At 60.2% G+C, this 26,213-nt stretch carries 14 protein-coding genes; 7 read left to right on the forward strand and 7 right to left on the reverse strand.

The genetic code is table 11. From position 1 onward, the window contains the following. Positions 1–536 precede the first annotated feature (536 nt). From ACQG11_RS03520 to nudI, 5 genes are all read left to right on the forward strand, one after another. Positions 537–11,960 carry a BapA/Bap/LapF family large adhesin gene (locus ACQG11_RS03520; RefSeq protein WP_426728182.1) on the forward strand — a complete coding sequence of 3,808 codons (11,424 nt, stop codon included), beginning with the start codon at positions 537–539 and terminating at the stop codon, positions 11,958–11,960. 82 nt (positions 11,961–12,042) lie between these two features. Continuing rightward, on the forward strand, positions 12,043–13,446 hold the full coding sequence (locus tag ACQG11_RS03525) for a TolC family outer membrane protein (RefSeq protein WP_022649108.1): 1,404 nt from the start codon (positions 12,043–12,045) through the stop codon (positions 13,444–13,446). After that, a complete protein-coding gene (locus ACQG11_RS03530) occupies positions 13,443–15,635 on the forward strand; it encodes a type I secretion system permease/ATPase (protein ID WP_426728183.1) in 2,193 nt (730 codons plus the stop codon). The genes ACQG11_RS03525 and ACQG11_RS03530 overlap by 4 nt, the downstream gene beginning before the upstream one ends. Continuing rightward, positions 15,616–16,815: an HlyD family efflux transporter periplasmic adaptor subunit gene (locus ACQG11_RS03535; RefSeq protein ID WP_022649110.1), complete on the forward strand. Its 1,200-nt coding sequence runs from the start codon at positions 15,616–15,618 to the stop codon at positions 16,813–16,815. Before ACQG11_RS03530 ends, ACQG11_RS03535 begins: the two co-directional genes overlap by 20 nt. Positions 16,816–16,948: 133 nt before the next feature. Then, entirely contained in the window at positions 16,949–17,374 is a 426-nt protein-coding gene (gene nudI / locus ACQG11_RS03540; RefSeq protein ID WP_022649111.1) for a nucleoside triphosphatase NudI, read from the forward strand. On the opposite strand, the gene ACQG11_RS03545 is transcribed toward nudI, so the two are convergent. Beyond that, positions 17,346–18,077 (reverse strand): helix-turn-helix domain-containing protein, encoded by a 732-nt coding sequence (locus ACQG11_RS03545; RefSeq protein ID WP_045308441.1) that lies wholly within the window; start codon positions 18,075–18,077, stop codon positions 17,346–17,348. The two genes, nudI and ACQG11_RS03545, sit on opposite strands and share 29 nt — an antisense overlap. 95 nt (positions 18,078–18,172) lie before the next feature. Here ACQG11_RS03545 and ACQG11_RS03550 point away from each other — a divergent pair, with 95 nt between their 5' ends. After that, positions 18,173–18,592: a nuclear transport factor 2 family protein gene (locus ACQG11_RS03550; protein ID WP_023298434.1), complete on the forward strand. Its 420-nt coding sequence runs from the start codon at positions 18,173–18,175 to the stop codon at positions 18,590–18,592. A gap of 54 nt (positions 18,593–18,646) precedes the next feature. On the opposite strand, the gene ACQG11_RS03555 is transcribed toward ACQG11_RS03550, so the two are convergent. Both ACQG11_RS03555 and ACQG11_RS03560 read right to left on the reverse strand, forming a co-directional pair. Further along, positions 18,647–19,828 carry a PLP-dependent aminotransferase family protein gene (locus ACQG11_RS03555; RefSeq protein ID WP_022649114.1) on the reverse strand — a complete coding sequence of 394 codons (1,182 nt, stop codon included), beginning with the start codon at positions 19,826–19,828 and terminating at the stop codon, positions 18,647–18,649. A gap of 20 nt (positions 19,829–19,848) precedes the next feature. Further along, positions 19,849–20,736, reverse strand: coding sequence for a LysR substrate-binding domain-containing protein (locus ACQG11_RS03560; RefSeq protein WP_022649115.1), 888 nt, complete (start codon positions 20,734–20,736; stop codon positions 19,849–19,851). A 97-nt stretch (positions 20,737–20,833) separates the two neighbouring features. Here ACQG11_RS03560 and ACQG11_RS03565 point away from each other — a divergent pair, with 97 nt between their 5' ends. Continuing rightward, complete coding sequence (locus ACQG11_RS03565; RefSeq protein WP_426728184.1) at positions 20,834–21,436, forward strand: short chain dehydrogenase; 603 nt, start codon at positions 20,834–20,836, stop codon at positions 21,434–21,436. On the opposite strand, the gene ACQG11_RS03570 is transcribed toward ACQG11_RS03565, so the two are convergent. The 4 genes from ACQG11_RS03570 to ACQG11_RS03585 all read right to left on the reverse strand — a co-directional run bounded on the left by ACQG11_RS03570 (position 21,433) and on the right by ACQG11_RS03585 (position 26,204). Beyond that, on the reverse strand, positions 21,433–22,164 hold the full coding sequence (locus ACQG11_RS03570; RefSeq protein ID WP_045622885.1) for a class I SAM-dependent methyltransferase: 732 nt from the start codon (positions 22,162–22,164) through the stop codon (positions 21,433–21,435). The two genes, ACQG11_RS03565 and ACQG11_RS03570, sit on opposite strands and share 4 nt — an antisense overlap. A gap of 125 nt (positions 22,165–22,289) precedes the next feature. Next, the gene (locus ACQG11_RS03575) at positions 22,290–23,669 is read right to left on the reverse strand and encodes an amidohydrolase family protein (protein WP_426728185.1); all 1,380 of its coding nucleotides are present in this window, start codon (positions 23,667–23,669) and stop codon (positions 22,290–22,292) included. Between the two features lies 1 nt (position 23,670). Further along, positions 23,671–24,627, reverse strand: a complete 957-nt coding sequence (locus ACQG11_RS03580; protein WP_426728186.1) for a carbamate kinase family protein — start codon at positions 24,625–24,627, stop codon at positions 23,671–23,673. Then, the gene (locus ACQG11_RS03585; RefSeq protein ID WP_023306798.1) at positions 24,624–26,204 is read right to left on the reverse strand and encodes a hypothetical protein; all 1,581 of its coding nucleotides are present in this window, start codon (positions 26,202–26,204) and stop codon (positions 24,624–24,626) included. Before ACQG11_RS03585 ends, ACQG11_RS03580 begins: the two co-directional genes overlap by 4 nt. Between the last annotated feature and the right edge of the window lie 9 nt (positions 26,205–26,213).

Genomic DNA, 26,213 nt, shown 5'->3' on the forward strand with positions numbered 1-26,213 from the left:
TCATACACCAGATATTTCACCCTAACTTAAACTACAATTAAGCAGCAATTAAACCTAACCAAAATTAGATATTTATCGCATATTATAATTATTAATATCGCCCCACCAGTACCGTTTTAAGGGTTGCACCTTTTACGCCAAAACCCTTTATCCACGCGCCCTCATAGCTAACGAAATATATTCACGCTATCAATTAATCTCCCCTGCAATAGCCGCGCTGGGTTTACGAACACTTAATTTGCTTATTCAGACATTTATAGCTATATCATTTTTATAACGAAATAATTTAATACCTGCACAAATAATAAGGCTTATAAATCGCAAACATATAAATAAACAACTATTTCCTGTGTAAATAATTAGCTTTGCCCTGAGGTTGCCACTTTTAATCCTGGCGGGCATCGGTCGCGCTAAAGAAAGTAACGGTAAATCCTGTTTATTAAACAGTATTTTCGCCGGGAGCGCGTTCATCCCTTCAGAAACGATGGCTTTGTTTGACACGCCGTAACCAATCACTCTGCTGGAGTAATAACTGTATGAGCCAAATATCTGTTATATCTAAATTAACTGGCGTGGAAACGACCACGGAAGGGACACAGATAACACTCGATCACTCCTCAATCGTTAAGCTTAACGTGGATCGAGCCAACATCGCAGATTACTCCCGCAGCGGAAACGATCTGGTGATTACCCTCAATTCGGGCGAAGTGATTACCCTCAAGAATTTCTACGTCACTGATGCGCAGGGCGTAAGCCAGCTGGTGCTTGAAGAGAGTGACGGAGCGCTGTGGTGGATTGAAGATCCAACCGGTGCCGCGACCTATGAATCCATCGCCTCCACCGATGCATTACTGGCGGCGTCAGGGAGTGATGCTGGTGGCGCCGCTGCGTGGCCCTGGGTGCTGGGTGGCCTGGCCGCCGCAGGTGGGATTGCTATTGCGGCGGGAACCGGCGGTGGAGGTGGCGGAGATGACGATAACAACAACCCGAATCCCGGTAATCCGGGAAATCCTTCCGAACCTGATACTACGCCTCCGAATGCTCCCACTAATCTTCAGGTCTCACCTGACGGCAAAACCGTAACAGGTACGGCTGAACCGGGCAGCACAATTACCCTTAAAGATGCCGATGGCAACACCATTGGAACGGGCAAGGTCGGCAGCGACGGCAAATTTACTATCGATCTCGGTACGCCGCTCACCAACGGGGAGCAGATCACCGCCACGGCCACCGACCCGTCCGGCAATACCAGCCAGGGTGGTCAGGTCACAGCACCGGATCTCACCGCGCCGGATGCACCTGCCAATCTGGAGGTTTCGCCTGACGGCAAAACCGTCTCCGGTACGGCTGAGCCGGGCAGCACCGTGACACTGAAAGATGCCGATGGCAACACCATCGGAACGGGCAAGGCTGGCAGCGACGGGAAATTTACTATCGATCTCGGTACGCCGCTCACCAACGGGGAGCAGATCACCGCCACCGCCACCGATCCGTCCGGCAATACCAGCCCGGGCGTTCAGGTCACGGCACCGGATTCAACCGCGCCGGCTGCCCCCGAGATTGTCACCGTCAATGATAACGTGGGCACCGAAGCGGGCCCGCTGAGCAACGGACAACGCACGGACGATGCACGCCCGACGTTCAGCGGCATCAGTGAAGCTGGCACCGTTATTACCTTCTATGACAACGGCAAGCCGATCGGCACCGCCACGGCCGATGCTACCGGGAAATGGAGCTTTACCCCGTCGACCAACCTGTCTGAAGGAAACCACGCCATTACCACCTCCGCGACCGATGCGGCAGGCAATACCAGCCCGGCGTCCACGGCGGTGACCTTCGTGGTGGATACGGTCGCACCAGGCGCCCCGGCCATCACCGGCATGACCGACGACGTTGCGCCCAATACCGGCGTGCTCGGAAGCGGAAGCACCACTAACGATCCGCGCCCGCAGCTCACCGGCACGGCGGAAGCGGGCTCTACGGTCACCATCTATGATAACGGCATTGCCATTGGCACAGCGGTTGTAGGCAGCAACGGAAGCTGGAGCTTTACGCCGTCGGTTAACCTGAGCGAAGGCAGCCACCAGCTTACCGTACGCGCCACCGACATCGCCGGTAACACCGGTCCGGCCTCGCCGGCCTTTACCGTAACGGTGGATGTCACCACCCCGCCGGCGCCGACAGGATTTATCGTTAACGATGACACCGGAGGGCTGAAAGGCACGATTACCGCCGGGCAGTTTACCGACGAGTCGCAGCCCCGCCTGACGGGCCGAGGAGAACCAGGCAGCACGATTACGGTTTACGATAACGGCGTTGCGATTGGCAGCACAACGGTTCTGCCGAACGGTACCTGGAGCATCACGCCGACAACGCCGCTGGCAGAGGGTGCACATTCGATTACCCTGCGCGAAACCGATGCGGCAGGCAACCAGAGCGGCCTGTCTCAGCCGATCAACTTTACCGTCGATCTTACGCCGCCAGACATGCCGGAGGCGACGCTCAATTCGACAGGCACGCAAATCACCGGTACTGCCGAGCCGGGCAGCAAAATTGTCATCACCAACAACGCCGGGGTGCAAATCGGGACCGCCACTGCCGACAGCAACGGCAACTACATCGCCAACCTGAACCCTGCACAAGTGAACGGCGAGATCATCTCCGTGGTCGCCTCCGATGCCGCAGGCAACCAGAGTTCCCCGGCGCTGGTTAACGCAGCGGACATCACCGCGCCTGCCGCACCGGGTAACCTGGTGGTGGCGGAAGACGGGGCAAGCGTCAGCGGAACCGCCGAGCCAAACAGCACGATTATTATTAAAGCGCCGGACGGTACGATTATCGGCCAGGCCACCGCCGGTCCGGACGGCACCTTTACCATCCCGATTTCGCCAGCCCAGACCAACGGCGAAGCCCTTGCAGTGACGGCCACCGACGGCAGCGGCAACACCAGTCCGTCCGGCTTTGCCGACGCGCCAGACAGCACGCCACCGCTGACACCGGAAAACGTGGTTATCTCTGCCGACGGCACCACGGTAACCGGTACAGCCGAGCCGGGCAGCACCGTCACCATTCGTGAAAATGGCGTTAAGGTCGGGGAAGCGGTCGCCGACGATCAGGGTAATTTCAGCGTTGATCTGATCCCGCCGAAAGCCAACGGCGAAGCCCTGACCGCAGATGCCACCGATACCGCCGGAAACACCGGCCCGACCGCGCCGTTTGACGCGCCGGACATCACCGCGGCACAAACCCCGGTCATCACAGGCGTGGAGGATGATGCGCTCGACGTCACCGGTCCTGTCAGCCAGAACGGTCTCACCAACGACAAAACCCCGACCATCAACGGAACGGGCGAGCCCGGCACAACGATCACCCTCTACAGCGGCACCACTGAAATCGGCACCGCAGTGGTTGGGCCTGACGGCCAGTGGTCCATCACGCTGGAAACGGATCTTCCCGACGGCGGGCACGTGCTGACGGCGACGGCGGTTGACGCCAACAATAACCTCAGCGGGACATCGAACACCTGGAGCATCACGGTGGATACCGCCGCGCCGGGCGCTCCAGCCATTACGCAGGTCATTGATGACGTACCGGGCCGCACGGGGCCGCTCGACAACAACCAAATCACCAACGACACGCTCCCGACGCTGAACGGTACCGGCGAGCCGGGCTCCACCGTGACGATCCGCCTGGACGGACAGGATATTGGTACTGCCATTGTGAATAACGGTGGCGCATGGACCTTCACGCCCACTACCGCAATAGGGAACGGGCAGCATACGTTCACCGTCGTCGCGAGCGATGCGGCCGGCAACACCAGCGCATCATCACCCGGCTTTACCTTTACCGTCGATACCACTCCGCCACCGGCGGCCACCCTTGACACCGTCTCCGATAACATCGGCACTGTGCAGGTTCCGCTTAACAGCGGGGATACTACCGATGACACGCTGCCGCAGCTGCAGGGAACCGCACCGGAAGGCACCACCATCACTATCTATGACGGGACCACCCTGCTCGGCACGGCCGTGCTTGACGGTAGCGGCGGCTGGAGCTTTACGCCAACCACGCCGCTGACGGACGGCCCGCATTCGCTGACGGTCCACGCGACGGATGAGGCGGGTAATACCACCATCTCGCCACCGTTTGAGCTGGCGATCGACACGACCGCGCCTGCAACGCCGGATATTCCTGAGATCACCGTGAACCCGGACGGCGCCACACCGGGGACGGCTCTGAATCCTGGGGAGACCACCCGCGATACCACACCAACCCTGAGCGGCTCGGGCACGCCGGGAGATACCGTAAGCATTTACGATGGCGCAACCAAAATAGGTGAAGCCGAGATCGATGGCGACGGTAACTGGAGCTGGACACCGGAAGATCCGCTCCCTGACGGCACCTACGATCTCTCCCTGACGGTGACCAATCAGGACAGCGCCGGGAACGAAAGCGCACCGTCCACGCCAGTGACCATTACCATTGATACCGACGCGCCGGGCCAGCCGGGGATCCCGACGGTGACAGACAGCGTAAGCCAGATCACCGGGCCAGTGGACAATGGCGGAACCACCAACGATCCGCGCCCGGTACTGAGCGGCACCGGTACGCCGAATGACGTCATTACCATCTATGACCAGGTGGGTACAGGCGAGCCGCAGGCCGTGGGCAGCGTCACGGTGGACGGTAGCGGTAACTGGAGCTGGCGTCCTGAGAGCAACATTGGCGAAGGGACGCACCAATACACGGCGACCGCCACCGATGAAGCCGGCAATGAATCTCTGCCATCAACCGGTATCACGATAACGGTCGACACCCTCGCCCCGGATACCCCGCTCATCGGTTCCATTGGCGGCGCTCAGAATGGAGGCTCAACCAACGATAACACACCTGTCATTGGCGGAGGCGGCACGACCGGCGAAACGGTGATTATCTACAACAACGGCGTGGAAGTGGATCGCGTTGAAATCGCCAATGGCGAGTGGTCATACACCCTGCCGACACAAACCGATGGCCCGCTGAATATCACCGTCGCCGCGGTGGACGACGCGGGTAACCTGAGCCCGGTCAGCCCGGTCTTTAGCGTGACGGTCGATACGCAGGCACCGACCGTGCCGCAAATTGACGCCGTCTCTGACAGCCAACTGACTAACAGCGTGCTTTACACCCGCGACGGTACCCCAACCCTCACCGGGATTGGCGAGCCGGGTTCGAGCGTAACCGTTTCTGTTGATGGCACGCCGTCTCCGGTGGTCGTGGTGGTTCAGCCGAACGGGACATGGTCCTGGACAGCCGACCCCGCGCTTGCGGAAGGGCCGCACACCTTCTCGGTTGCCGCAAGTGACGCGGCGGGGAATACCTCCGCCAGCTCCGGCGATCTCAGCGTGACGGTGGATACGCTGCTTCCTGCAACGCCAACCAATATCACCATTGCCGCAGAGGGCACGCCGCTGACCGGTACGGCAGATGACGGAACCACGGTGACGGTGCGTGACGCCGGCGGCAATATCATCGGGACCGGGGTCGCGACGGGAGGCATCTTCTCCATCGCCCTCTCCCCGGCCCAACTGGATCCCGCGACGCTGACGCTGTTCGCCACGGACGCCGCAGGTAATGCAAGCCCGACAACCACCTTTGACGTACCGGACTCCCCGCTTATTCTGCCAGCGGTGCCGGTGATTACGGCAATCAACGATGATGCCGATCCCGTCACTGGCGATGTGAAAGACAAAACCACCAATGACACCACGCCTACCCTTACCGGCACCGCCGATCCGGGTAGCGTCATCACCATTTATCTGGATGGGGCGCTGGTTCCGCTGACCGAAATTGTTGCGGATACAGACGGCAACTGGAGCTATACGCCTCTACTGCCGCTCGCGGAAGGCCCACACACCTTCGCCGTCACCGCCACAAACACCACCACCGGCGCGACCAGCGGGCAGTCGCCGATCGCGACCGTCACCGTCGACCTCACCGATCCGACCGCACCAGCCATCGGTGCGGTGACCGATGACGTAGGCCCGGTCACCGGCCCAATCGCTGACGGGCAGAGCACCAACGACAACCGTCCTACCCTGACCGGAACAGGCACGGCCGGGGACACCATTACGGTGTACGATGACGGCGACCCGCTGGGCACCGTTGTTGTCGGTCCGACCGGCACCTGGAGCTACACGCCGCCTGCGCTGGACGACGGCAGCCACACCCTGACCGTGACCGCCACCGACCCGGCAGGCAATGAGAGCGCCCCGTCGGCCGGGATCACCATTGTGGTCGACACCGTTTCCACCACGCCGGTAATTACCAGCGTGACGGATAACGCAGGGAATGCGGCAACGCCTGTCCCAAGCGGCGATCCAACCAACGACACTACGCCAACCCTGACCGGTAGCGCCGAGCCGAACAGCGTCGTCGCCATTTTTGATGGCGCTACGCAAATTGGTACGGTGGCAGCAGACGGCACCGGTGCCTGGACATTTACTCCTGAAACCGCCCTCGGCGAAGGGACGCATGACTTTACTGTCAGAGCGACGGATCCGCAGGGCAACGTCAGCCAGCCGTCCAACGCCTGGAGCGTCGAAATCGATCTGACTGCGCCACAGGTGCCGACGATCGTTACGGTCAGCGACAACGCCCCGGGAGGCGCAACCGGCCCGCTTACCGCCGGGCAGGTGACCAATGACACCACGCCAACCCTCAGCGGCACCGGCCAGGCGGGTACCATCATTCACGTGCTGAATAACGGCGTGGAGATTGGCACCACCACGGTCGACGGCAGCGGCAACTGGACCTTTACGCCGGATCCGGTACTGACTGACGGGACGTATAACCTGCGCGTTAACGCCAGCGATGATGTCGGAAACGTCTCCGCCAACTCGCCAGTGTTCGCCTTTACGGTGGATACCGCCGGGCCTGCGGCCCCGGTGGTTACCACGGTAATAGACGATGTCAGCCCGGGAACGGGAACCCTCGCCAGCGACGGCTCCACGAACGACACCCGTCCAACCTTCAACGGTACGGGGGAAGTGGGCGCAACGGTACACGTTATTGTCGATGATGTGGAAATCGGCACGGCGGTCGTCAACGCCCAGGGTAACTGGACCTTCACGCCGACCACTGAACTGGGCGAAGGGCCGCACGTTATTACCTTCAACGCCACCGATGCCGCAGGCAATACCGGGGTCACCTCACCACCGTTCAACCTGACGGTGGATACCTCGGTGCCTGAGGCACCGGTCTTTACCCCGGCCACTGACGATGCTGGTACCGTGCTGGGCCCGGTCGCCTCGGGACAAAGCACAGACGACACCACGCCAACGCTGAACGGCACCGCGGCGGCCAACGCGACCATCACCATTTTTGAAAGTGGCCGTGAAGTGGGTACCGCCGTGGCGGACGCAAACGGCGTATGGAGCTTTACCACCGGTACGCTGGCAAACGGCAGCCACACCTGGACCGCCACGGTAACCGATGCCGCGGGCAACGTCAGCCCTGCCTCACCAGGCTTTACGCTGGTGGTAGATACGGCTGCGCCTGTCGCGCCGGTTATCACCCAGGCGATTGACGACGTTGGCACCATCACCGGGGCAATAGGTTCCGGCCAGACCACCAACGATCCTCTCCCGCGTCTGGTGGGGACCAGCGAGCCGCTGGCCACCGTGAATATTTATGAGGGCACCACGCTGGTGGGCACCGGTACTGCCGATGCCGATGGCAACTGGACCGTCGATATCACCGTGCCGCTGGACAGTGGGTCACACACCTTTACCGCAGAAGCAACGGATCAGGCGGGTAACACCAGCACGTCGTCCGCCGACTTCAGCCTGACCATTGACACCACGCCGCCAGCGCTGCCGGTGCTGACCAGCATCACCGACGATGTCGGTAACGCCGCTGCGCCTGTCGCCAACGGCGGGTTAACCAACGACGCGCGGCCAACGCTCACCGGTACGGCAGAAGCCGGCGCGACGGTCACCATCTTTGATAATGGGGTACAGATTGGCACCGCAGTCGCCACCGGCGGCGCGTGGAGCTTTACGCCTTCCACCCCGCTGGCTGACGGGCCGCATAATCTGACCTTCTCCGCTACCGACGCGGTGGGCAACGCCAGCGCGCAGACCGGCGGTTACACCATTAATGTGGATGCCACCGCCCCTGTCGCACCGGCAATCACCTCGATTGAGGATGATGTGGGGACCGTCACCGGACCTGTTACTGGCACCAACCCAACCAACGACACCCGTCCGACCTTAAACGGTACGGCAGAAGCCAATGCCACCGTACGTATTTACGACGGCACGACGCTGGTGGGGACCGTCACTGCCGATGCCAACGGCAACTGGACGCTGCCGCAAACCAGCACCACGCTGACGGAAGGCGCGCATAACTTCACCGCAACCGCCACCGATGCCGCGGGCAATACCAGCGTGGCTTCACCGATTATCACGATTAACGTTGACCTGACGCCGCCACCAGCCCCAACCGGGCTGGCGGTGATCACCAACGGGACGCAGGTTACCGGTACAGCGGAAGCGGGAAGCACCGTCACCATCACCAGCAGCACCGGAACCGTGCTTGGAACGGCCGTCGCGGACGGTAGCGGAAGCTTCAGCGCCACCATCACCCCTGCACAGACCGCCGGTGAATCCCTGATCGTCTTTGCTACCGATAAGGCCGGTAACGCGGGTATCACCACCTCCGTGATTGCCCCGATCACCACAATCCCGAACGCGCCTGTTATCGCCAATATTGACGATAACGTTGGCACGGTGACGGGCAACCTGACCAACGGGAATACCACCGATGACACCACGCCAACCCTGAGCGGCACGGCGCAGCCGAACACGACCATCACCCTCTATAACAACGGGGTGCTGATGGGCACGGTCACCGCGAATGCCAGCGGCAACTGGAGCTTCACCACGCCGGTGCTGAGTGAAGGCCCGCATGCCTTCACCGCCACGGCGAGCAACGGCTCGGGCACCAGCCCGATTTCCACGTCGACCACCGTCATTGTCGATCTCACTGCGCCAACGGCTCCAACCGGGACCTTCAACGCAGACGGCAGCGTACTGACCGGTAGCGCTGAAGCGGGCAGCACCGTCACCATCCGCCTGGCGGATAATTCAACGGTCACCGCCACGGCGGACAGCAACGGTTCCTGGAGCTACACCTTCCTCAATAAACAGACGGAAGGTCAGACGCTGCAAATCACCGCCACCGATGCGGCAGGCAACGTCTCGCTGCCCGGCTCAGCCCTTGCGCCGGTGGTGCCGCTCTCTGCCAGCACCAACGCTGAAGAACTGGCGCTCACGACCACCGCCACGGTGACCAACTCGCAGTACAGCGACTATGGTTTCCTGCTGGTAGGCGCCTTAGGTAACGTGCTGACGCTGCTCGGCAACGACACCGCGCAGGTAGGTTTCACCGTCGGCAACGGCGGCAGTGCGGATATTGCCGTGAACGCCAACGCCACGGGTGCCGTTCTTTCCCTGCTCAATACCCTTGAGCTGGTGGTACAGCGCTTCGACGCCGCCAACAACACCTGGACCACCGTGGTCGATACCGGGCAGCCGCAGTTCGCTGACCTGTTGACCCTCGGCGCGACGGGGGTATCGCTGAACCTGAACGGGCTGGCGAATGGTCAGTATCGCGTCCTGAGCTACAACACTAACCTGCTGGCAACCGGCTCTTACACCAGCCTCGATGTGGCGGTGAAAGAGACCAGCGCAGGCACCGTGTCCGGCGAGACCAGCGTTGTCGGGAACGTCATCACTGACGTGGATCCAACCGCAGGCAGCGACAACGCCCCGGCGGGCACCACCGTCACTACGGTCACCAACGCCCAGGGCACCACCACCAGCGTTACGGCTGACGGCACGGTGATTCAGGGGCAATACGGCACGCTGACCATCAACCTGGACGGCAGCTATACCTATAACCTGACCAACACCAGCGCCGCCGTCATTGGCCGCACGGAGAACTTTACCTACACCATCACCCATAACGGCACCAGCGCCTCGGCAAATCTGGTTCTGTCGCTGGGCGAAGGCACTACCAGCAGCGGGATCGTGGCCGTGGACGATACCGCCTCGCTGACCTTCGACACCACCGTGGAGGCGATCAACAACGGCACCTCGTCGCAGGGCGGCTTTACCCTGGTGGGGATCAACCTTGGCAATACCCTGGGGCTGAACCTGCTGGACGATCTGGCCAACCCGATCATTTATAACGTGGAAGAAGGCACCACCCGCACCATGACCGTTCAGGCCTCCGTGGGCGGCGTCGCGCTGGCCTCGGTGTTCGACCTCTACATCTATAAGTTCAACAATGCGACGCAGACCTTCGAGCAGATGCGCGTTGAACCCGGCTGGCTGCGCGCGCCGCTGCTGGGCGGCACCTCCCCGCAGCTGACGTTGAACCTGCCCGCTGGCGAGTACCTGTTCCTGCTCAATACGGCGGCGGGGATCACCGCGCTGACGGCCTACACGCTGAACGTCTTGCAGGATCATGTCTACAGCGTGGCAAGCGTGAGCGAGAGCACGACCGGGGATGTGCTGGCGGATGATATTGCGCCAGCAGGTACCGTGGTCTCCGACGTTAACGGCGTAGCAGTGAACAGCAGCGGCCTGACGGAGATCACCGGCGAGTACGGTACGCTGCGGATCAACGCAGCCGGGGAGTACACTTACACCCTGGACAGCGGGGTCGGCGCTGACAGCATCAGCACGCCGGATACCTTCGTCTACACCATCACCGCGCCGAACGGCTCGAAAGACACGGCATCGCTGAACATCACCCCGACCGCGCAGCCAATGGACGCGGTGAACGATGTCAGCACGGCGATGGACGTGAACTCGGTGCACCGCACCGCCGCATACTCGGATACCACCGTCGGGTCGGCGAGCTGGAACGCCGCGCTGCTTGCCTCAACCCAGGGCAGCGGGAGCGGGACCTTCGTGGTGGATCCTAATACTGCACTGCATAACGTGGTTCTGTCGTTTAACGTCGCCTCGCTGCTGACCCTTACCGGGTTAACGGTCGACTGGACGCTGACCAACGGCACCACCACCCTCAGATCCGGCTCATTTAACGGCGGGCTGCTGCTGGGCGGCAGGGCGACGATCAACCTGACGGGCCTCGATCTGGAAGCGGGAACCTATACGCTGAACTATACCGGCAGAATGGGACCGCTGGGGGTGGGAAATATCACCGTTACCCCAAGCGTCACCGGGACCAGCTACTCCCTGTCGCAGTTTGACGCCACGGGCACCCACACCGTTGACGGCAATATCTTCGACGGCACCGGCTCCGCGGGCGCGATGGACCAGCTGCACTCGGTGGATACCCGTCTCAGCATTACCGGCTACGACGGCGTAACCACCACGCTGGATCCTTACACCGGCAGCACGCAGGTAAACATCACGGGTCACTACGGCACGCTGGCGATTGCCGCAGACGGCAGTTACACCTACACACTCAACCCGGGGATATCGTTCTCTACCATCACCAGCAAGGAGGTCTTTAACTACACCCTGACCGACGCCAACGGCACCCGGGATACCGCCTCGCTGACCATCAATATGGCACCGAAATTTGTCAGTTCGGAACATAACGATGTGATTAGCGGCACGGCCTACGGCGACACGCTGATTTATCAGGTGTTGAACACTACGGCGGGTAACGCCACCGCAGGTAACAGCACGGGTGACCACTGGACGAACTTCTCCCTGTCGCAGGGAGACAAGATCGACATTGGCGATCTGCTGGTGGGCTGGAACGGTAGCGCGTCGACGCTGGGGAACTATGTCTCTGTTTCACAAAGCGGTAACAATACTGTGATCTCCATCGACCGTGACGGCACGGGAGCCGCCTACACTAAATCTACGCTCGTTACGCTGGACAACGTTCAGACCACCTACGACGAGCTTGTAAACCAGCAACACATCATTACCTGATAGCACCTGCAAGAAATGACCCGGGCGCGCACAGCGCCCGGGCATAAACAAAAAAGCAGTACTTTTTTATTAGGGACAAGACATGGGAAAGAAGATGCCTTACTGGTGGCTCTCGTGCTGCCTGATATCTGTGCCCGCTATCGCGGCAAACCCTGCGGCGATGATTAATACCGGACAATTAAGCGAAACGCAGGAACTCCCCTCTTTAAATGGCCGCGTGGCGCCCGTAGCCAGCAAAGCCGCCCCCGGCACGCTACAGCTGGATGAAGCCGTAAACCGCGCCGTGACCTGGCATCCGGCCATCAGTGAAGCCGTCGGCAAACTCTATCAGCAGAGCGAAAATGTGGACGTCGCCAAATCGAAATATTATCCGCAAATTAACGCCGGCATGGATAACGGCTATAGCCACGACGGCGACGATAATGGCTTTACCCCCTCGCTGGTGCTTTCGCTTTCGCAAATGCTTTACGACTTCGGCAAAGTCGCAAGCCAGGTGCGCGCCGAAAACGCGGGCGTCGCCCAGCAGCAGGCCAACGTGCTGGTGAGCATCGACACTATCGCCCACGATACCGCCATCGCTATGGTGCAGGTGCAAACCTGGCAGCAGATGGTCGAGACCGCTAAAGAACAGCTGGACGCCCTGACCTCCATCGGCACACTGACGAAGCTGCGTAATGACGAAGGCGCCACGTCGCTCTCTGACGTGGTGCAGACCGATGCCCGTATCGAAGGCGCGCGAGCGCAGCTGATGCAGTATCAGGCCAGCCTCGACAGCTCACGCGCCACGCTGATGAGCATGCTGGGCTGGGACGGCCTGAACGCGGTCAGCAATGAATTTCCGCAAAGTCTCGCCCGCAGCTGCGATATTGCCGAGCCGGACGATCGCCTGGTACCCTCGGTTTTAGCGGCCTGGGCGCAGGCCAACGTCGCGCAGGCCAATCTCGACTATGCCAACGCGCAGATGACCCCTACCGTCTCGCTGGAGCCGGAAGTCCGCCACTATCTTAACGACCGCTACTCAGGCAACGAAACGCGGGACCGCACCCAGTACTCCGCGTGGGTAAAAGTGCAGATGCCGCTCTATCAGGGCGGCGGCCTCACCGCCCGGCGTAACGCCGCCGGACACGCGGTGGAATCGGCCCAGTCCACCATTCAGCGCACCCGTCTTGAGGTGCGGCAAAAACTCCTGGAAGCGCGCAGCCAGGTGATGAGCCTGATGAGCACGCTTCAGATCCAGGGCCGCCAGGAAGCGCTCAGCGCCCGTACCCGCGAGCTGTATCAGCAGCAGTATCTCGATCTTGGTTCCCGCCCGCTGCTCGACGTGCTCAACGCCGAGCAGGAGGTGTATCAGGCGCGCTTTACCCAGCAGCAAACCGCCGGACAGCTCCGCCAGCTTCAGCTGAACTGTCTCTACCAAACCGGGCGCATACGTCAGGCGTTCGATCTTGAAAACCGCACCATCCAGACCGTGGAGATCCAGCCATGAAGCAACGCGATATTCCGCAGGGTGAAAACATGACGGATGAGGCGCTGGAGCAGTGGGCGCAGGCGTTTGGCTATGTGGCGACGCGCTATCGCGTTGCCTGCTCGCCAGGCTCGCTGATCGCGGGCGCGCCGTGGCTAAAAGGCAAACCGATGGTGCCCGCGCTGACGCAGCTCGCCCGTGAAGCCGGGCTGACGTTCCAGCTGCTGACGGCCGATCAGCACGCCATCAACAGCTGGCGTCTGCCGGTGGTGGTAGAGCTAAACGACGGTAAAATCGGCGTGATCGACAATTTCGACGGCGAGGATACGCTTGAAGTCAGCTTTTTCGACGACAGCACGCACACCAACCGCCTGTCGATGAGCGCGATGCTGCCTGCCATCCGCCACGTCATCGCCCTGCGTCCGCTGGCGGCGCTGAAGGACAGCCGCGTGGACGCCTATATCTCAAAATACCGCCCGGACTGGCTCTACCGGCTGGTGATGCGCGACCTTCGCCCTTACAGCTGGGTGATGCTGGCGGCGCTGTTTATCAACGTGCTCTCCCTCTCCGGCATTGTCTTTTCCATACAGGTGTATGACCGGGTGATCCCCGCCCAGTCCTACCCGACGCTCTACGTACTGACCATTGGGGTACTGATCGCCACGCTGTTTGGTTTTGTGCTGCGCGTGGCGCGCGGGCACATTATGGATCTGCTGGGCAAACGCTCGGATATGCGCGTCTCGGATCGGGTCTTCGGCCACGCGCTGCGGCTACGCCACAGCGCCATTCCGCGCTCCACCGGCAGCTTTATCTCCCAGTTGCGCGAGCTGGAGCAGATCCGCGAGATGGTCACCTCCTCCACCATTTCCACCATCGTCGATCTGCCGTTCTTTATCCTGTTTGTGATTGTGCTGGCGATCATCGCCCCGCAGCTGGCGTGGATCGCCCCGGTGGCGGCGGTGATTATGGTCCTGCCTGGCCTGCTGCTGCAAAAGAAGCTGGCGGAGCTGGCGAAGCAGTCGGCGCATGAATCTACCCTGCGCAACGCGGTGCTGGTGGAGAGCGTGCAGGGGCTGGAGGACATCAAGCTGATGCAGGCGGAGAACCGCTTTTTGCAGCAGTGGAACAGCTATATCCAGATCACCGCCGAATCCGGCCTGCGCACCCGCGAACTGACGCAGAACCTGATCAGCTGGGGGATGACCATTCAGAGCCTGGTCTATGCCGGGGTGATCGTGGTGGGCGCGCCGATGGTGATCGACGGCACCTTAACCACCGGTTCGGTGGTGGCCGCCTCGATGCTCGCCTCACGGATGATCGCCCCGATGGCGACGCTGTGCGGCGTGCTGGCCCGCTGGCAGCAGGTGAAGGCGGCCAAAGAGGGGCTGGACAGCATTATGCAGCTGCCGACCGAGAACCAGCGCGAAGAGACGCCGATCCGCCAGGACGTGCTGCGCGGCCACTATCTTTTCGAGCAGGCGCAGTTCCGCTATCACCCGGAAGATCCCCGCATGGCGCTGCGCATTAACCGCCTGGAGATCAAAGCGGGCGAAAAAGTGGCGATCCTCGGGCGCAACGGCGCGGGCAAATCAACCCTGTTGCAGGCGATGGCGGGCGGGATGGATCTGGCGGGCGGTGAACTGCGGCTCGACAACCTCAGCCTGCCGCACCTGGACGTGGCTGACGTGCGGCGAAACGTCGGCTTTATGACCCAGAACGCCCGGCTGTTTTACGGCACCCTGCGCGAGAACATCACGCTCGGCATGCCGCGCGCCACCGATGAAGAGATCTTCGAGGTGCTGGAGATGTGCGGCGCGGCCAGCTTTGTGCAGAAGCTGCCAAAGGGGCTGGATTACCCGATTATGGAGAACGGCGTCGGGCTGTCCGGCGGGCAGCGGCAGTCTATTCTGCTGGCGCGGATGCTGCTGCGCGACCCGAATATCGTGCTGATGGATGAACCGACCGCCTCCCTTGATGAACATACCGAGCGGGAATTTATTCAACGTCTCGGGGCGTGGCTCGGCAACCGCACGCTGGTTGTCGCGACCCACCGCGTGCCGGTACTGGAGCTGGTGGAGCGCGTGGTGGTACTCAAAGATGGCATGCTGGTGATGGACGCGCCAAAAGCGCAGGCGCTGAACAACAGCCGTATGCAGCAACAGCAGCAGGCAACCGGACGGGAGTGGAACAATGAAAATCAATCAGCGTGACGTTGCCGCAGTAGAAGATCTGGATAACGCGCTCGACTCCGAGAGCGGTTATACCGGCGCCCGGCGCATCGTTTTCTTCTCCCTGCTGATGTTTGTGGTGCTCGGCGTCTGGGCATGGTTCGGGGTGCTGGATGAAGTCTCAACCGGCACCGGAAAAGTGATCCCCAGTTCACGCGAGCAGGTATTGCAGTCGCTGGATGGGGGGATCCTCACCGAGCTGAACGTACACGAAGGGGATCAGGTGCAGGCCGGACAGGTGCTGGCGCGGCTTGATCCTACCCGCTCGGAATCTAACGTCGGCGAAAGCGCGGCGCGTTACCGCGCGTCGCTGGCCTCCAGCGTGCGCCTGTACGCCGAGGTGAACGATCTCCCGCTGAAATTCCCGCCTTCCCTGGCGAAATGGACCGACCTGACCGCCGCAGAAACGCGGCTTTACAACTCTCGCCGCGCCCAGCTGGAGGATACGCAGCGTGAACTCCGCTCCGCGTTAGCGCTCGCCAATAAAGAACTGGCGATCACTCAACGGCTGGTGAAAACCGGTGCCGCCAGCCACGTGGAAGTGCTGCGCCTGCAACGGCAGAAAAGCGACCTGGAGCTGAAGCTCACCGACGTGCGTTCCCAGTATTACGTGCAGGCCCGTGAAGCGCTGTCGAAGGCCAACGCCGAGGTGGATATGGTGTCAGCGATCCTGAAAGGCCGCGAGGATTCCGTTACCCGCCTGACGGTGAAGTCGCCGGTGCGCGGGATCGTGAAAAACATCAAGGTGACCACCATCGGCGGCGTCATACCGCCCAACGGCGAGTTAATGGAGATTGTGCCGGTGGACGATCACCTGCTGATTGAAACCCGCCTCTCGCCCCGGGATATCGCCTTTATCCATCCTAATCAGGAGGCGCTGGTGAAAATCACCGCCTACGATTACGCGATTTACGGCGGGCTGCACGGAGTGGTGGAAACCATTTCCCCGGACACCATTCAGGACGAAGCGAAGCCGGAGGTGTTCTACTACCGTGTATTCATTCGCACCAGCCAGGATTATCTGGTGAACAAGGCGGGCAGGCACTTTTCGATTGTGCCGGGGATGATTGCGACGGTGGATATTAAGACCGGGGAGAAAACGGTGCTGGATTATCTGATTAAGCCGTTTAACCGGGCGAAGGAGGCGCTGAGGGAGCGGTAGTCAAACGCCGGGTGGCGGCTTCGCCTTACCCGGCCTACACCGCTGTTCCGAGTGATGAGGATCCAACACACCTAACATGATCTCCATCACCAATCTGCTATAGTAGCCCAAATTCATTTTTCAGGAAGAAATCATGCGCCAACGAACCATTGTCTGCCCCATCATCCAGAATGACGGAGCCTACCTGCTATGTAAAATGGCCGACGATCGCGGTGTATTCCCCGGTCAGTGGGCACTCTGCGGTGGTGGAATGGAACCAGGCGAAACCATGGAACAGGCGCTGCGCCGTGAAGTCCGTGAGGAGCTGGGCGACGCGCTGGACATTATCGACGTCAAGCCCTGGGCTTTTCGCGATGACATCAGGGTCAAAACTTACGCCGATGGTACCACCGAGGAAATTTATATGATTTATCTGATCTTCGACTGCATCAGCGCCAATCGGGATGTTACGTTTAACGACGAGTTTCAGGAGATCGCCTGGGTTTATCCGGAATCGTTAAGAGAGCTGGATCTCAACGAGGCCACGCGCATTACCTTTGCGCAAAAGGGCCTTCTTTAATCGCCCACTGCCCCGGCGTTTTACCGGTCCACGTTCTGAAAACTTCAATAAATGCGCTGACGCTGCTGTATCCGCACGAGAGCGCAATCCACCCCACCGGCTTCCCCGCCGCCAGCCACTCCATCGCCTGCATGACGCGCGCCAGCTGGCGCCAGTTGACGAAGTTCATCCCCGTCTCCGCGCTAAACCGCCGGTTGAATGTACGTACGCTCATCCCGGCACGGCTGGCATGGCTTTCCACCGTCTGATTATCATCGACGGATTGCAGCAGTTTCCTGACCACATTTTTCAGCCGGGGATCGGTCGGTACGGGCAGATAAAAGCGGACCTGAGACGCCAGAACCAACTCCTCCAGCAGCAGGATGAGCTTTCGGGGATCGTATTCACTCCCGGCAACGCTTAAACGGGAAAACAGTGCATCGGTAAAATCGTCAGACTCGAAAAGCGTGGCCTCTTCCGGAAGCCCTTCACAATGGGCAGGGTCAAGATAGACAGCGCAACCTTCAATCGCACTTTCCGAAAAGGCAGCGTGCTGCTGACCAGGCGGGATCCAGCCGATATGTTTTGCGGGTACCACCGAACGCCCCAGCGGCGTCTCAATCACCAGCAGCCCCGCAGCAATGCGCCAGAGCTGGCCGGCATGATGGCTGTGCCACGGGGTGTGATAGCCGCCGGGATGAACAAGCCTCTCAGTTGTCAGCATGAATTTGACCGAAAATCGTTATTCTTCGACTTATTACAGAAACTACGCCTTATGCTGTCAAGGATAATAGCGGCTCAACATCACGAGGAGCTAACATGACCATCATTACATCCCTGATAAACCAGCCCGACAACACCGCGCAGCGCGAGCAAATGGCCTGTCTGTTAACCCGCTTATTCAATGGCAATGTAGATCCGGCAGAGGTGTTTACGCCCGATTACCAGCAGGTTACGGACGGTCACATGCTTGATTATCAGGGATTTATGAAACACCTGAACCATGTGCGTGCGCAGATCCGCGAGATTACGTTTACCGTGGAAGCGTTATGTTGCCATAACGAATGTGTGGCAGACCGGCACAGAGTGGCCGTGACATATCCGGATGGTCGCCAGGCAGAATTAGAGGTGTATATGTTTGCCACGCTGCGCGAGGGGAAAATTTGTCGGATCCATGAAGTCACACAGGCGCCAGACGGCGATGCATTTGACCGCACCCTCGCCCACGCCACGCAATAACCTTACCCTACACGGGAACAGCGCATAACGGCATCTGCCATTATGCGCATCCGCTTACAGGGAAATTTTCAGACGTCGAACCGCTTCTTTAAGCTGCTCATCCGTTGGGGTAACGAAAGACATGCGCAGCGTGGTGTGGTCCGGCTCGTTGCAGTAGAAGAACTCACCCGGCACAAACACGACGCCGTTGCTCAACGTTTTTTCCAGCCATTTCGTCGTATTGATGCCGTTATTCATTTTCGCCCACAGGAACATGCCGCCCTTTGGCTTGTGGAACGACATCACATCGCCCAGCTCCGCTTCCAGTTCACTGGCAAAGGTCTGGTATTTCTGGCGATAGGCTTCGCGGATCATTTTAATCTGATTCGCCAGACGACCGGTTTTCAGATATTCGTACGTCATCAGCTGCGACAGCGTGCTGGTGTGCAGATCGGTGGTTTGCTTGAGGTTCACCACCGCACGCTTCAGCCACTCCGGCACCAGCACCCAGCCCACGCGGGTGCCCGGCGCGAGGATTTTAGAGAAGGTGGAGGTGTACACCACGTTATCCTCATTGCCGATATCTTTGGCATGAGCAATCAGCGGGCGGAATGCTTCCTCGGTATAGTTGATTTCGCTGTACGGATCGTCTTCGATAATCACGAAGTCATAGCGCTTCGATAATTCCACCAGCTGTTTACGACGCGCCTCGGAGAGCGTCACGCCGCCCGGGTTACCAAAGGTTGGCACGATATAAACCGCTTTGATGGTTTTGGTTGCCACCAGCGCTTCAAGTTCATCTACTTTCATGCCGTCGCCGTCGGTGCCGACGGATTCAAAATTCGCCTGTGCAAGGCCAAAGACCTGCAACGCGGCGAGGTAGGTCGGACGCTCAACGACGACCGTATCGCCCGGGTTAATTAACGCACGCGCCAGCACGTCAAGCGACTGTTGAGAGCCGGATGTAATGACCACGTCATCGGCTTTACAGGCGATGCCGCGACCTTCACAGATGCGTTGGATCTCTTCGCGTAGCCCCGGGACGCCTTCCGTCAGGCCGTACTGGAACGCTTCGCCAAAATGCTGAGACAGCACGGCATCAGCGGCAATTTTTAAACCTTCATGATCGAACAGATCCGGGTTTGGAATACCGCCCCCCAGCGAAATCACGCCTGCCATTTTGCTATGTTTTAATAATTCACGGATGGCAGAGGATTGCAGGCCCTGCGCGCTGCTGGCGAGTTTGTTTGCAGACATTCTTTACTTACCTTCTTTTTTTATATTGTGCCCAATCTTAGCAGAATATGGGCAATAAATTCCGTTAGCTTAGGCAGCGGACGCAAATCCTGGCGCCACAATAAATGCACCGGCCTCGGCGCGGGCGTAAACGCTTCCAGAACCCGAACCAGCCTGCCGTTTGCCAGCTCTTCAGCCACCAGCACTTCCGGTTGCAGCAATAGTCCTGCCCCGGCTCGCGCCGCCATGCGTAAGCCGTAGCCGTCATTGCATCGTAAGACGGCATCACGCTTCCAGCGCACCTCGCCTTCCACACCGGGCAGCCGCCACTCGTTACGCGCCGTCCATACCGTGTGCGACAGACACAGGTGATCCACCAGATCGGCTGGCGTTTGCGGCGTACCGTGACGCGCCAGATATTCCGGCGCGGCGCAGATCGTCATGTTGTAGGGACACAGGTATTTCGCCACCAGATCCTCATTTCGGATCTCCCCGATGCGAATGGCCAGATCGACCCCTTCCTCCACCAGATCCACCATTCGGTTGGTGAGATCCAGTTCGATGCGCACTTGCGGGTAGCGCTGTAAAAACGTGGCCGTCAGAGGCGCGATAACGCAGCCGCCAAACGAGGTGGGTGCCGTCACGCGCAGGGTGCCGGCGGGCGTGGCTCGCAGACGTTCAACTGCGTTTTCAGCAATCGAGACCTGCTCCAGCACGCGCCTGGCCTCTTCGAAATAAACGCGTCCGGCGTCGGTCAGGCTCTGGCGACGGGTGTTGCGTTCCAGTAGCCGCGTGCCGAGCTGCGATTCCAGCAACGCAATATACTTCCCGACCATCACCGCCGACATCTCCAGCCGGGCCGCCGCGCCGGTGAAGCTGCCGCTTTCCACCACCGCGATGAACGTCTCCATCCCGCGAAGCTTATCCATATTCCAAACCTCTGGTTAGTAATCTTCTAACGTTAGCCCAGTTTATCTGAGTTTTTATTTATTAAAGAATGAAGGCTCACAACATAAGGAGTCTGCTATGAAAATCGTCATTATTGGTGCCAGCGGTACGGTCGGTCGTGCAGTCACAGAAGAGTTAAGCCAACGCCACGAGACGATCCGCGTGGGTCGCACGCAGGGCGAGCATCAGGTGGATATCACCTCGCAGGCGAGCGTACAGGCGCTGTTCGAAAAGATCGGCCCGGTGGATGCGATTGTCTCCGCCAGCGGTGGGGTACACTTCGGCCCGCTCGCAACCATGACCGACGGCGAGTTCAACCGGGGCTTGCAGGATAAGCTACTGGGGCAGGTTCGTCTGGCGCTGACCGGCCAGCACTTCCTGAACGAAGGCGGCTCGATCACGCTGATAAGCGGGATTGTGGCGCACGAACCGATTGCTCAGGGCGTCAATGCCACCACCGTAAACGCGGCGCTGGAAGGGTTTGTGCTCGCCGCGGCCTGTGAACTGCCGCGCGGGATCCGCATTAACCTGATCAGCCCGACGGTGCTGACGGAATCCGTCGAAGCATATGATGGCTTTTTCCCGGGCTTTGAAAGCGTTCCCGCTGCGACCGTTGCGCAGGCCTACCGCCGCAGCGTGGAAGGGGTACAGACCGGGCGGGTATATAAAGTCGGCTATTAAGCCTTACGGGCGGCGATCAGCACCAGCATCGGGCGTTCCGCCTCTTCGGCCAGCGCGGGCCAGGCGTCAACCTGCGCCTGCGTTGGTCCCCACTCATTGACTTCACTTATCGTCAATCCGGCCTTGATCAGCGCGTTAAGCGTGGTACCCAGCGTGCGGTGGTATTTGATTACCCCCTCTGCCAGCCAGTTGCTGACGCGCTTGCCTTCGTCCTGATAATGGTTCACGCCCCAGAACCGCTCACCGTTGTCCTCGGTGAGCCAGCCCTGACGGGTGGCGCAGGTATAAATCGGGTGCTCCATCGAGAAAACCAGGCTGCCGCCGGGTTTAAGCGCACGCTGCACCCTGGCGAATAACGCGTCCAGTTCCGGCAGATAGTGCAGCGCCAGCGAGCTGTAGACCAGATCGAGACTGTTTTCGCGAAGCTGAAGAGATTCCAGATCGCTACGCTGATAGTGGATCTGCGTGTCATCCGTCAGTTCTGCCGCGCGGGCGAGCATCTTTTCAGAGATATCGACGCCCGTGACGTCACAAGCGCCCAGCTCGCGCGCCACGCGGCAGAACCAGCCGTAGCCGCACCCAAGATCGATAACCGATGTGCCGGTTAAATCCGGCAGCATCGCCTTAAGCGCAGGCCACTCCGGCGCGCCGTCCAGCCCCTGAACCGAGCGCGGAAGCTGGGCGTAGCCTTCGAAAAACGCCGGATTGTCGTAGATGTTTTGTGCCATGGCAGATCCCTCTTTAAGAATGTGCATAGCAGTATACTGCATTGTCGGGTGGCGGCTTCGCCTTACCCGACCTACAAAATCTCCGAACCGTAGGCCGGGTAAGCGCAGCGCCACCCGGCACCACATTAGCCCACAGACCCCCAGACCAGATTCCCCTTGTGGAACGTCGCGGTACGCGGAGAGATACGCGCCACGGCCTCGGCGGAACAGGAGGCATCCACCAGCACGAAGCTGGCGTCGTCCTGCGCTTTAGGCCACACGCGCTCACCTTTGTCGTTCAGCGGCAACACGTCGCCGGTGGCGATGCCCAGCGCCCGCGAAAGCGTCTGTTCGTTCGGGCGAATATAGAGCTGGGCGTAGAGGTTGGCTTTCTCCAGCATGTCCCCCAGACCGTACGGGGACCAGTGGTCAATCACGCTGTCGGTACCGGTCATGACAAACACGCCTTTTTCACGCAGCTGCTTCAGCGGCATGTGCAGGGTGCCAATTGGCACGGTCGAGGCGATGGTCACCTGCTGCGCCGCCATGCGGGTGGCGATCTCATCCACCTGCTGTTCGTTAAGCGTCGCCAGCGCGAAGGCGTGGCTGATGGTCAGCTTCCCCTTCAGCGCCGGCGTTTTCTCCACGGTTTCTACCATGTAGTTCACCGCCGCCACGCCCGCCGGGCTGGTTTCGTGCAGGTGAATATCCACCCCTTTGTTGTAATCCAGCGCAATCTGGAACATGGTGTCGAGGGATTTCTCCATCGCGCCGTCGACGCTGGTTGGGTCCAGCCCGCCCACATAATGCGCCCCGGCGTGCATCGCCTCGCGCATCAGCTTTTCAGAATTCGACAGCAGCAGACCGTGCTGCGGGAAAGCAACGATTTCACAGTCAAAACCTGGGCTTCGGCGCGCCAGTACCGCCTGCAAATTTTCCAGGTTTTTCAGGCCGGAAACCGGCTCTATGTTGCAGTGGCTGCGGGCGATGGTGGACCCTTTGGACTGGATCAGGTCGATCAGCTTTTCGGCGCGTTCTTGCGTGTAAGGCTGTAATTCCGGCAGCAGCTTCTGCTCCAGGCGGATCATGTCCTGAATGGTGGTACCCGCCGGACGGTTCAGGGAGCGCCACGGGCCGCCATAGAAGGTTTTGTCCAGATGGATGTGCATGTCGCGCATCGCCGGGAGCATCAGCTTTTTGCCCGCATCGAAGTGCGGCAGGGCCGCGTCGGCGTGGCTGTTGTTATCGCGCAGGGCGACGATTTTCCCGTCTTTTATCTCAAGCGTTTTCAGCTCGGTGCGGGTACTTGTCACCACGCTGCCGTCGAAGTTAAACCCGGCTTCCAGCAGCACGTTGTCGAGATAGTAATGTTTTGCGGTGATGTTCATCGGTTTACCCGTCTCGCAGGTTGCCTTAGCTGAATCGGCAGCATACGCGACGGAACCCGTGGCGCCAAACAGCGCGCAGGCGGTAACCATTTTACCGCTCTGGCTAATAAACTCGCGGCGGCTTTTATTCTCACTCATCTTATCTTCCTTCGTTAACAATGTGGGTACCCGTTTCACCGCGCAGCGCTGCGGGCAGGCAGTCCGGCGAGGTGATGATCACGCGCCTGCCGCCATGGCGTAAAAATTCCAGCGAAGCGACGATTTTTGGCAACATGCTGCCCGCCGGGAAGTGGCCTTCATCCCTGTAGCGCGTCATCTGCGCCACGTTGACGGTATCCAGCGCCTGCTGGTTCGGCTTGCCGAAGTTCACGCACACTTTCTCCACGCCGGTGGTGATCACCAGCACGTCGGCGCCGATCTCGCGCGCCAGCAGCGCGGTGGAGAGATCTTTATCTATCACCGCGTCCACGCTCTGATAATCGCCCTGGTCACTGCGCACCACAGGAATGCCTCCGCCGCCCGCGCCGATCACCACAAATCCTTTCTGCGTCAGCGCCTTGATGGCGTCCGCCTCGACAATGCGCCGCGGCTGCGGTGAAGCCACCACGCGGCGATAGCCCCGGCCTGAATCCTCGACAAAATGCCAGTCCGGATGCGCAAGTTGCAGTTCGTCGCGCTGCGCCTCGCTGAAGAACGCGCCGATGGGTTTCGTCGGGTGCGTAAAGCCAGGATCATTTTTATCCACCTCCACCTGGGTGACGACCGTAACCGCTTTTTGTTCCCCGCGCGCCGCCAGGCGGTTGTTGAGCGCCTGCTGGATCAGGTAGCCGATCCCGCCCTGGGTATCCGCCACGCAGTTTGCCAGCGGGGTCAGCGGCAGCCCTTCCCGCTCGTGGGCGATCTCGGCGCGGCGCAGATCCAGCCCCACCTGCTGGCCATTGCCGTGGGTGAGGACGATGTCATAGTCCGAGGCCAGCATTTCGAGCACCGACTCAGCCACCGCTTTGACCGCCTGCGCCTGATGCTCAATCGACTGGCTGGCGTTGTCTTTGATAATGCTGTTGCCGCCGATGGCAACGACCATAAGCTCTTTCATTTTGTTTCCTTTAGAAGGTGCGTTCTGGCGCCCTCACCCTGGCCCTCTCCCACTGGGAGAGGGGGATTAACAGAGATATCGAGAACATGCTTCACCACAAACATCCCGCCCATCATCAGGTAGGCCGTGACGAACATCAGGGAACTGCCCTCGGCAAAGCCCACCACCGGCGCGTGGATCACGCCAAACAGCGCCAGCAGCGCGCCACCGGCCGCCGCGACGGCCCCGCGCAGCGGTTTGTTGATGATGGCGAAGATGGCGATACAGCCCCAGAGCATGCTGGCGAGCGGCGCGCCGTTGCCGAGATGCATCAGGCCTTCGTAGTAGATCCCCTTGCTGTGCAGCACGTCGGTGCCAATTTTCGCCGCGCTGGTCCCCGCCGCGCTCATCACGCTGTTCATCATGGTCAGCGCCCAGTTGGCGATCCACGGGAACAGGCAGATGAAGATGACGGGCACCTCCACTTTCGGGGTTTCCCTCACCACCTGGTTGGCGGTGACGACGCCGATAAACACCAGAATCGGCACGATGGCGGTCATCGGGATGATGGCGAGCATAAAGGCCCCCAGCCCGAACAGCGGCACGATGAACATGGTCACGCCGGACGCCAGGGTGTAGCCGATGCTGGCGCCCATCGCTTTCCAGCCAGGATGGCCGACGTAGACCGTGACCGGGAACGGATTGCCCATCAGGCAGCCGAGCATGGAGGCCAGACCGTTCGCCAGCATTACCTTGCGGGTCGGGTATTCATCCCCCGCCGCATGGGCGCTTTCGATGTTCTCCAGGTCAAAGATGTAGTTCGCCAGCCCCAGCGGTACGGCGGACGCCAGATACGGCAGCGCGTGCGGCAACCCCTGCATAAAGCTGTCCACATGCACTTCCGGCGGGTTAAAGCCGAAGGATGACATGGACGCTTTAATGGCATCCGGGCTTTGCAGTCCGGAGATCCACGCAAGCAGAGTACCGGCAATCAACAGCAGCAGGCCGGTCGGGATGCGGGCGAAAATCGGCTTTTTACCGAACCAGTTAATGAAGATCAGCAGCAGGACGATAAACGACACGGTCGGCGCTTCGAACGCCTGCAACATCGGGTTCATCGCCAGCAGGAGCAGGCCAAGACCGGACAGGCACGACAGCAGCACGGTACGCGGGATCATCTTGCGGATGCTTTCCCCCAGGAAGGAACCGCCCGCGAGGATCATCGCTTCCACAAAGCACCACACCAGGCCAATCTGAATCGCGAAATCCGCATCGCCGGTTTGCTGGTAAACCGGCATTAAGACCAGGAAGGTCACGGTAAAAATCGACGGCGCGCTCGGGCCGGACGGCAGCGCGGTGACGTCCGTTCGTCCGGTGGCGCGCGCCATTTGCAGGCCAAACCACGTATAGCAAAGACTCGCCACCAGCACCGCCAGACCGAAGGCTGGCGCGATGCGTCCATAAACAATCTCCTTCGGGATGCCGACGACAAAAATGAGCAACCCCATCATGGTCAGCAAATTGGTCAGGTTGTTGGTCATCAACCCGAAATAAGCTGCCCAGTCACCTCTTTTCCACTCCAGTTTCATGTTTTTCATGGATGCATA

Source organism: Enterobacter cloacae complex sp. 372C4 (genome assembly GCF_050030615.1).
Classification (GTDB): domain Bacteria; phylum Pseudomonadota; class Gammaproteobacteria; order Enterobacterales; family Enterobacteriaceae; genus Enterobacter; species Enterobacter intestinihominis.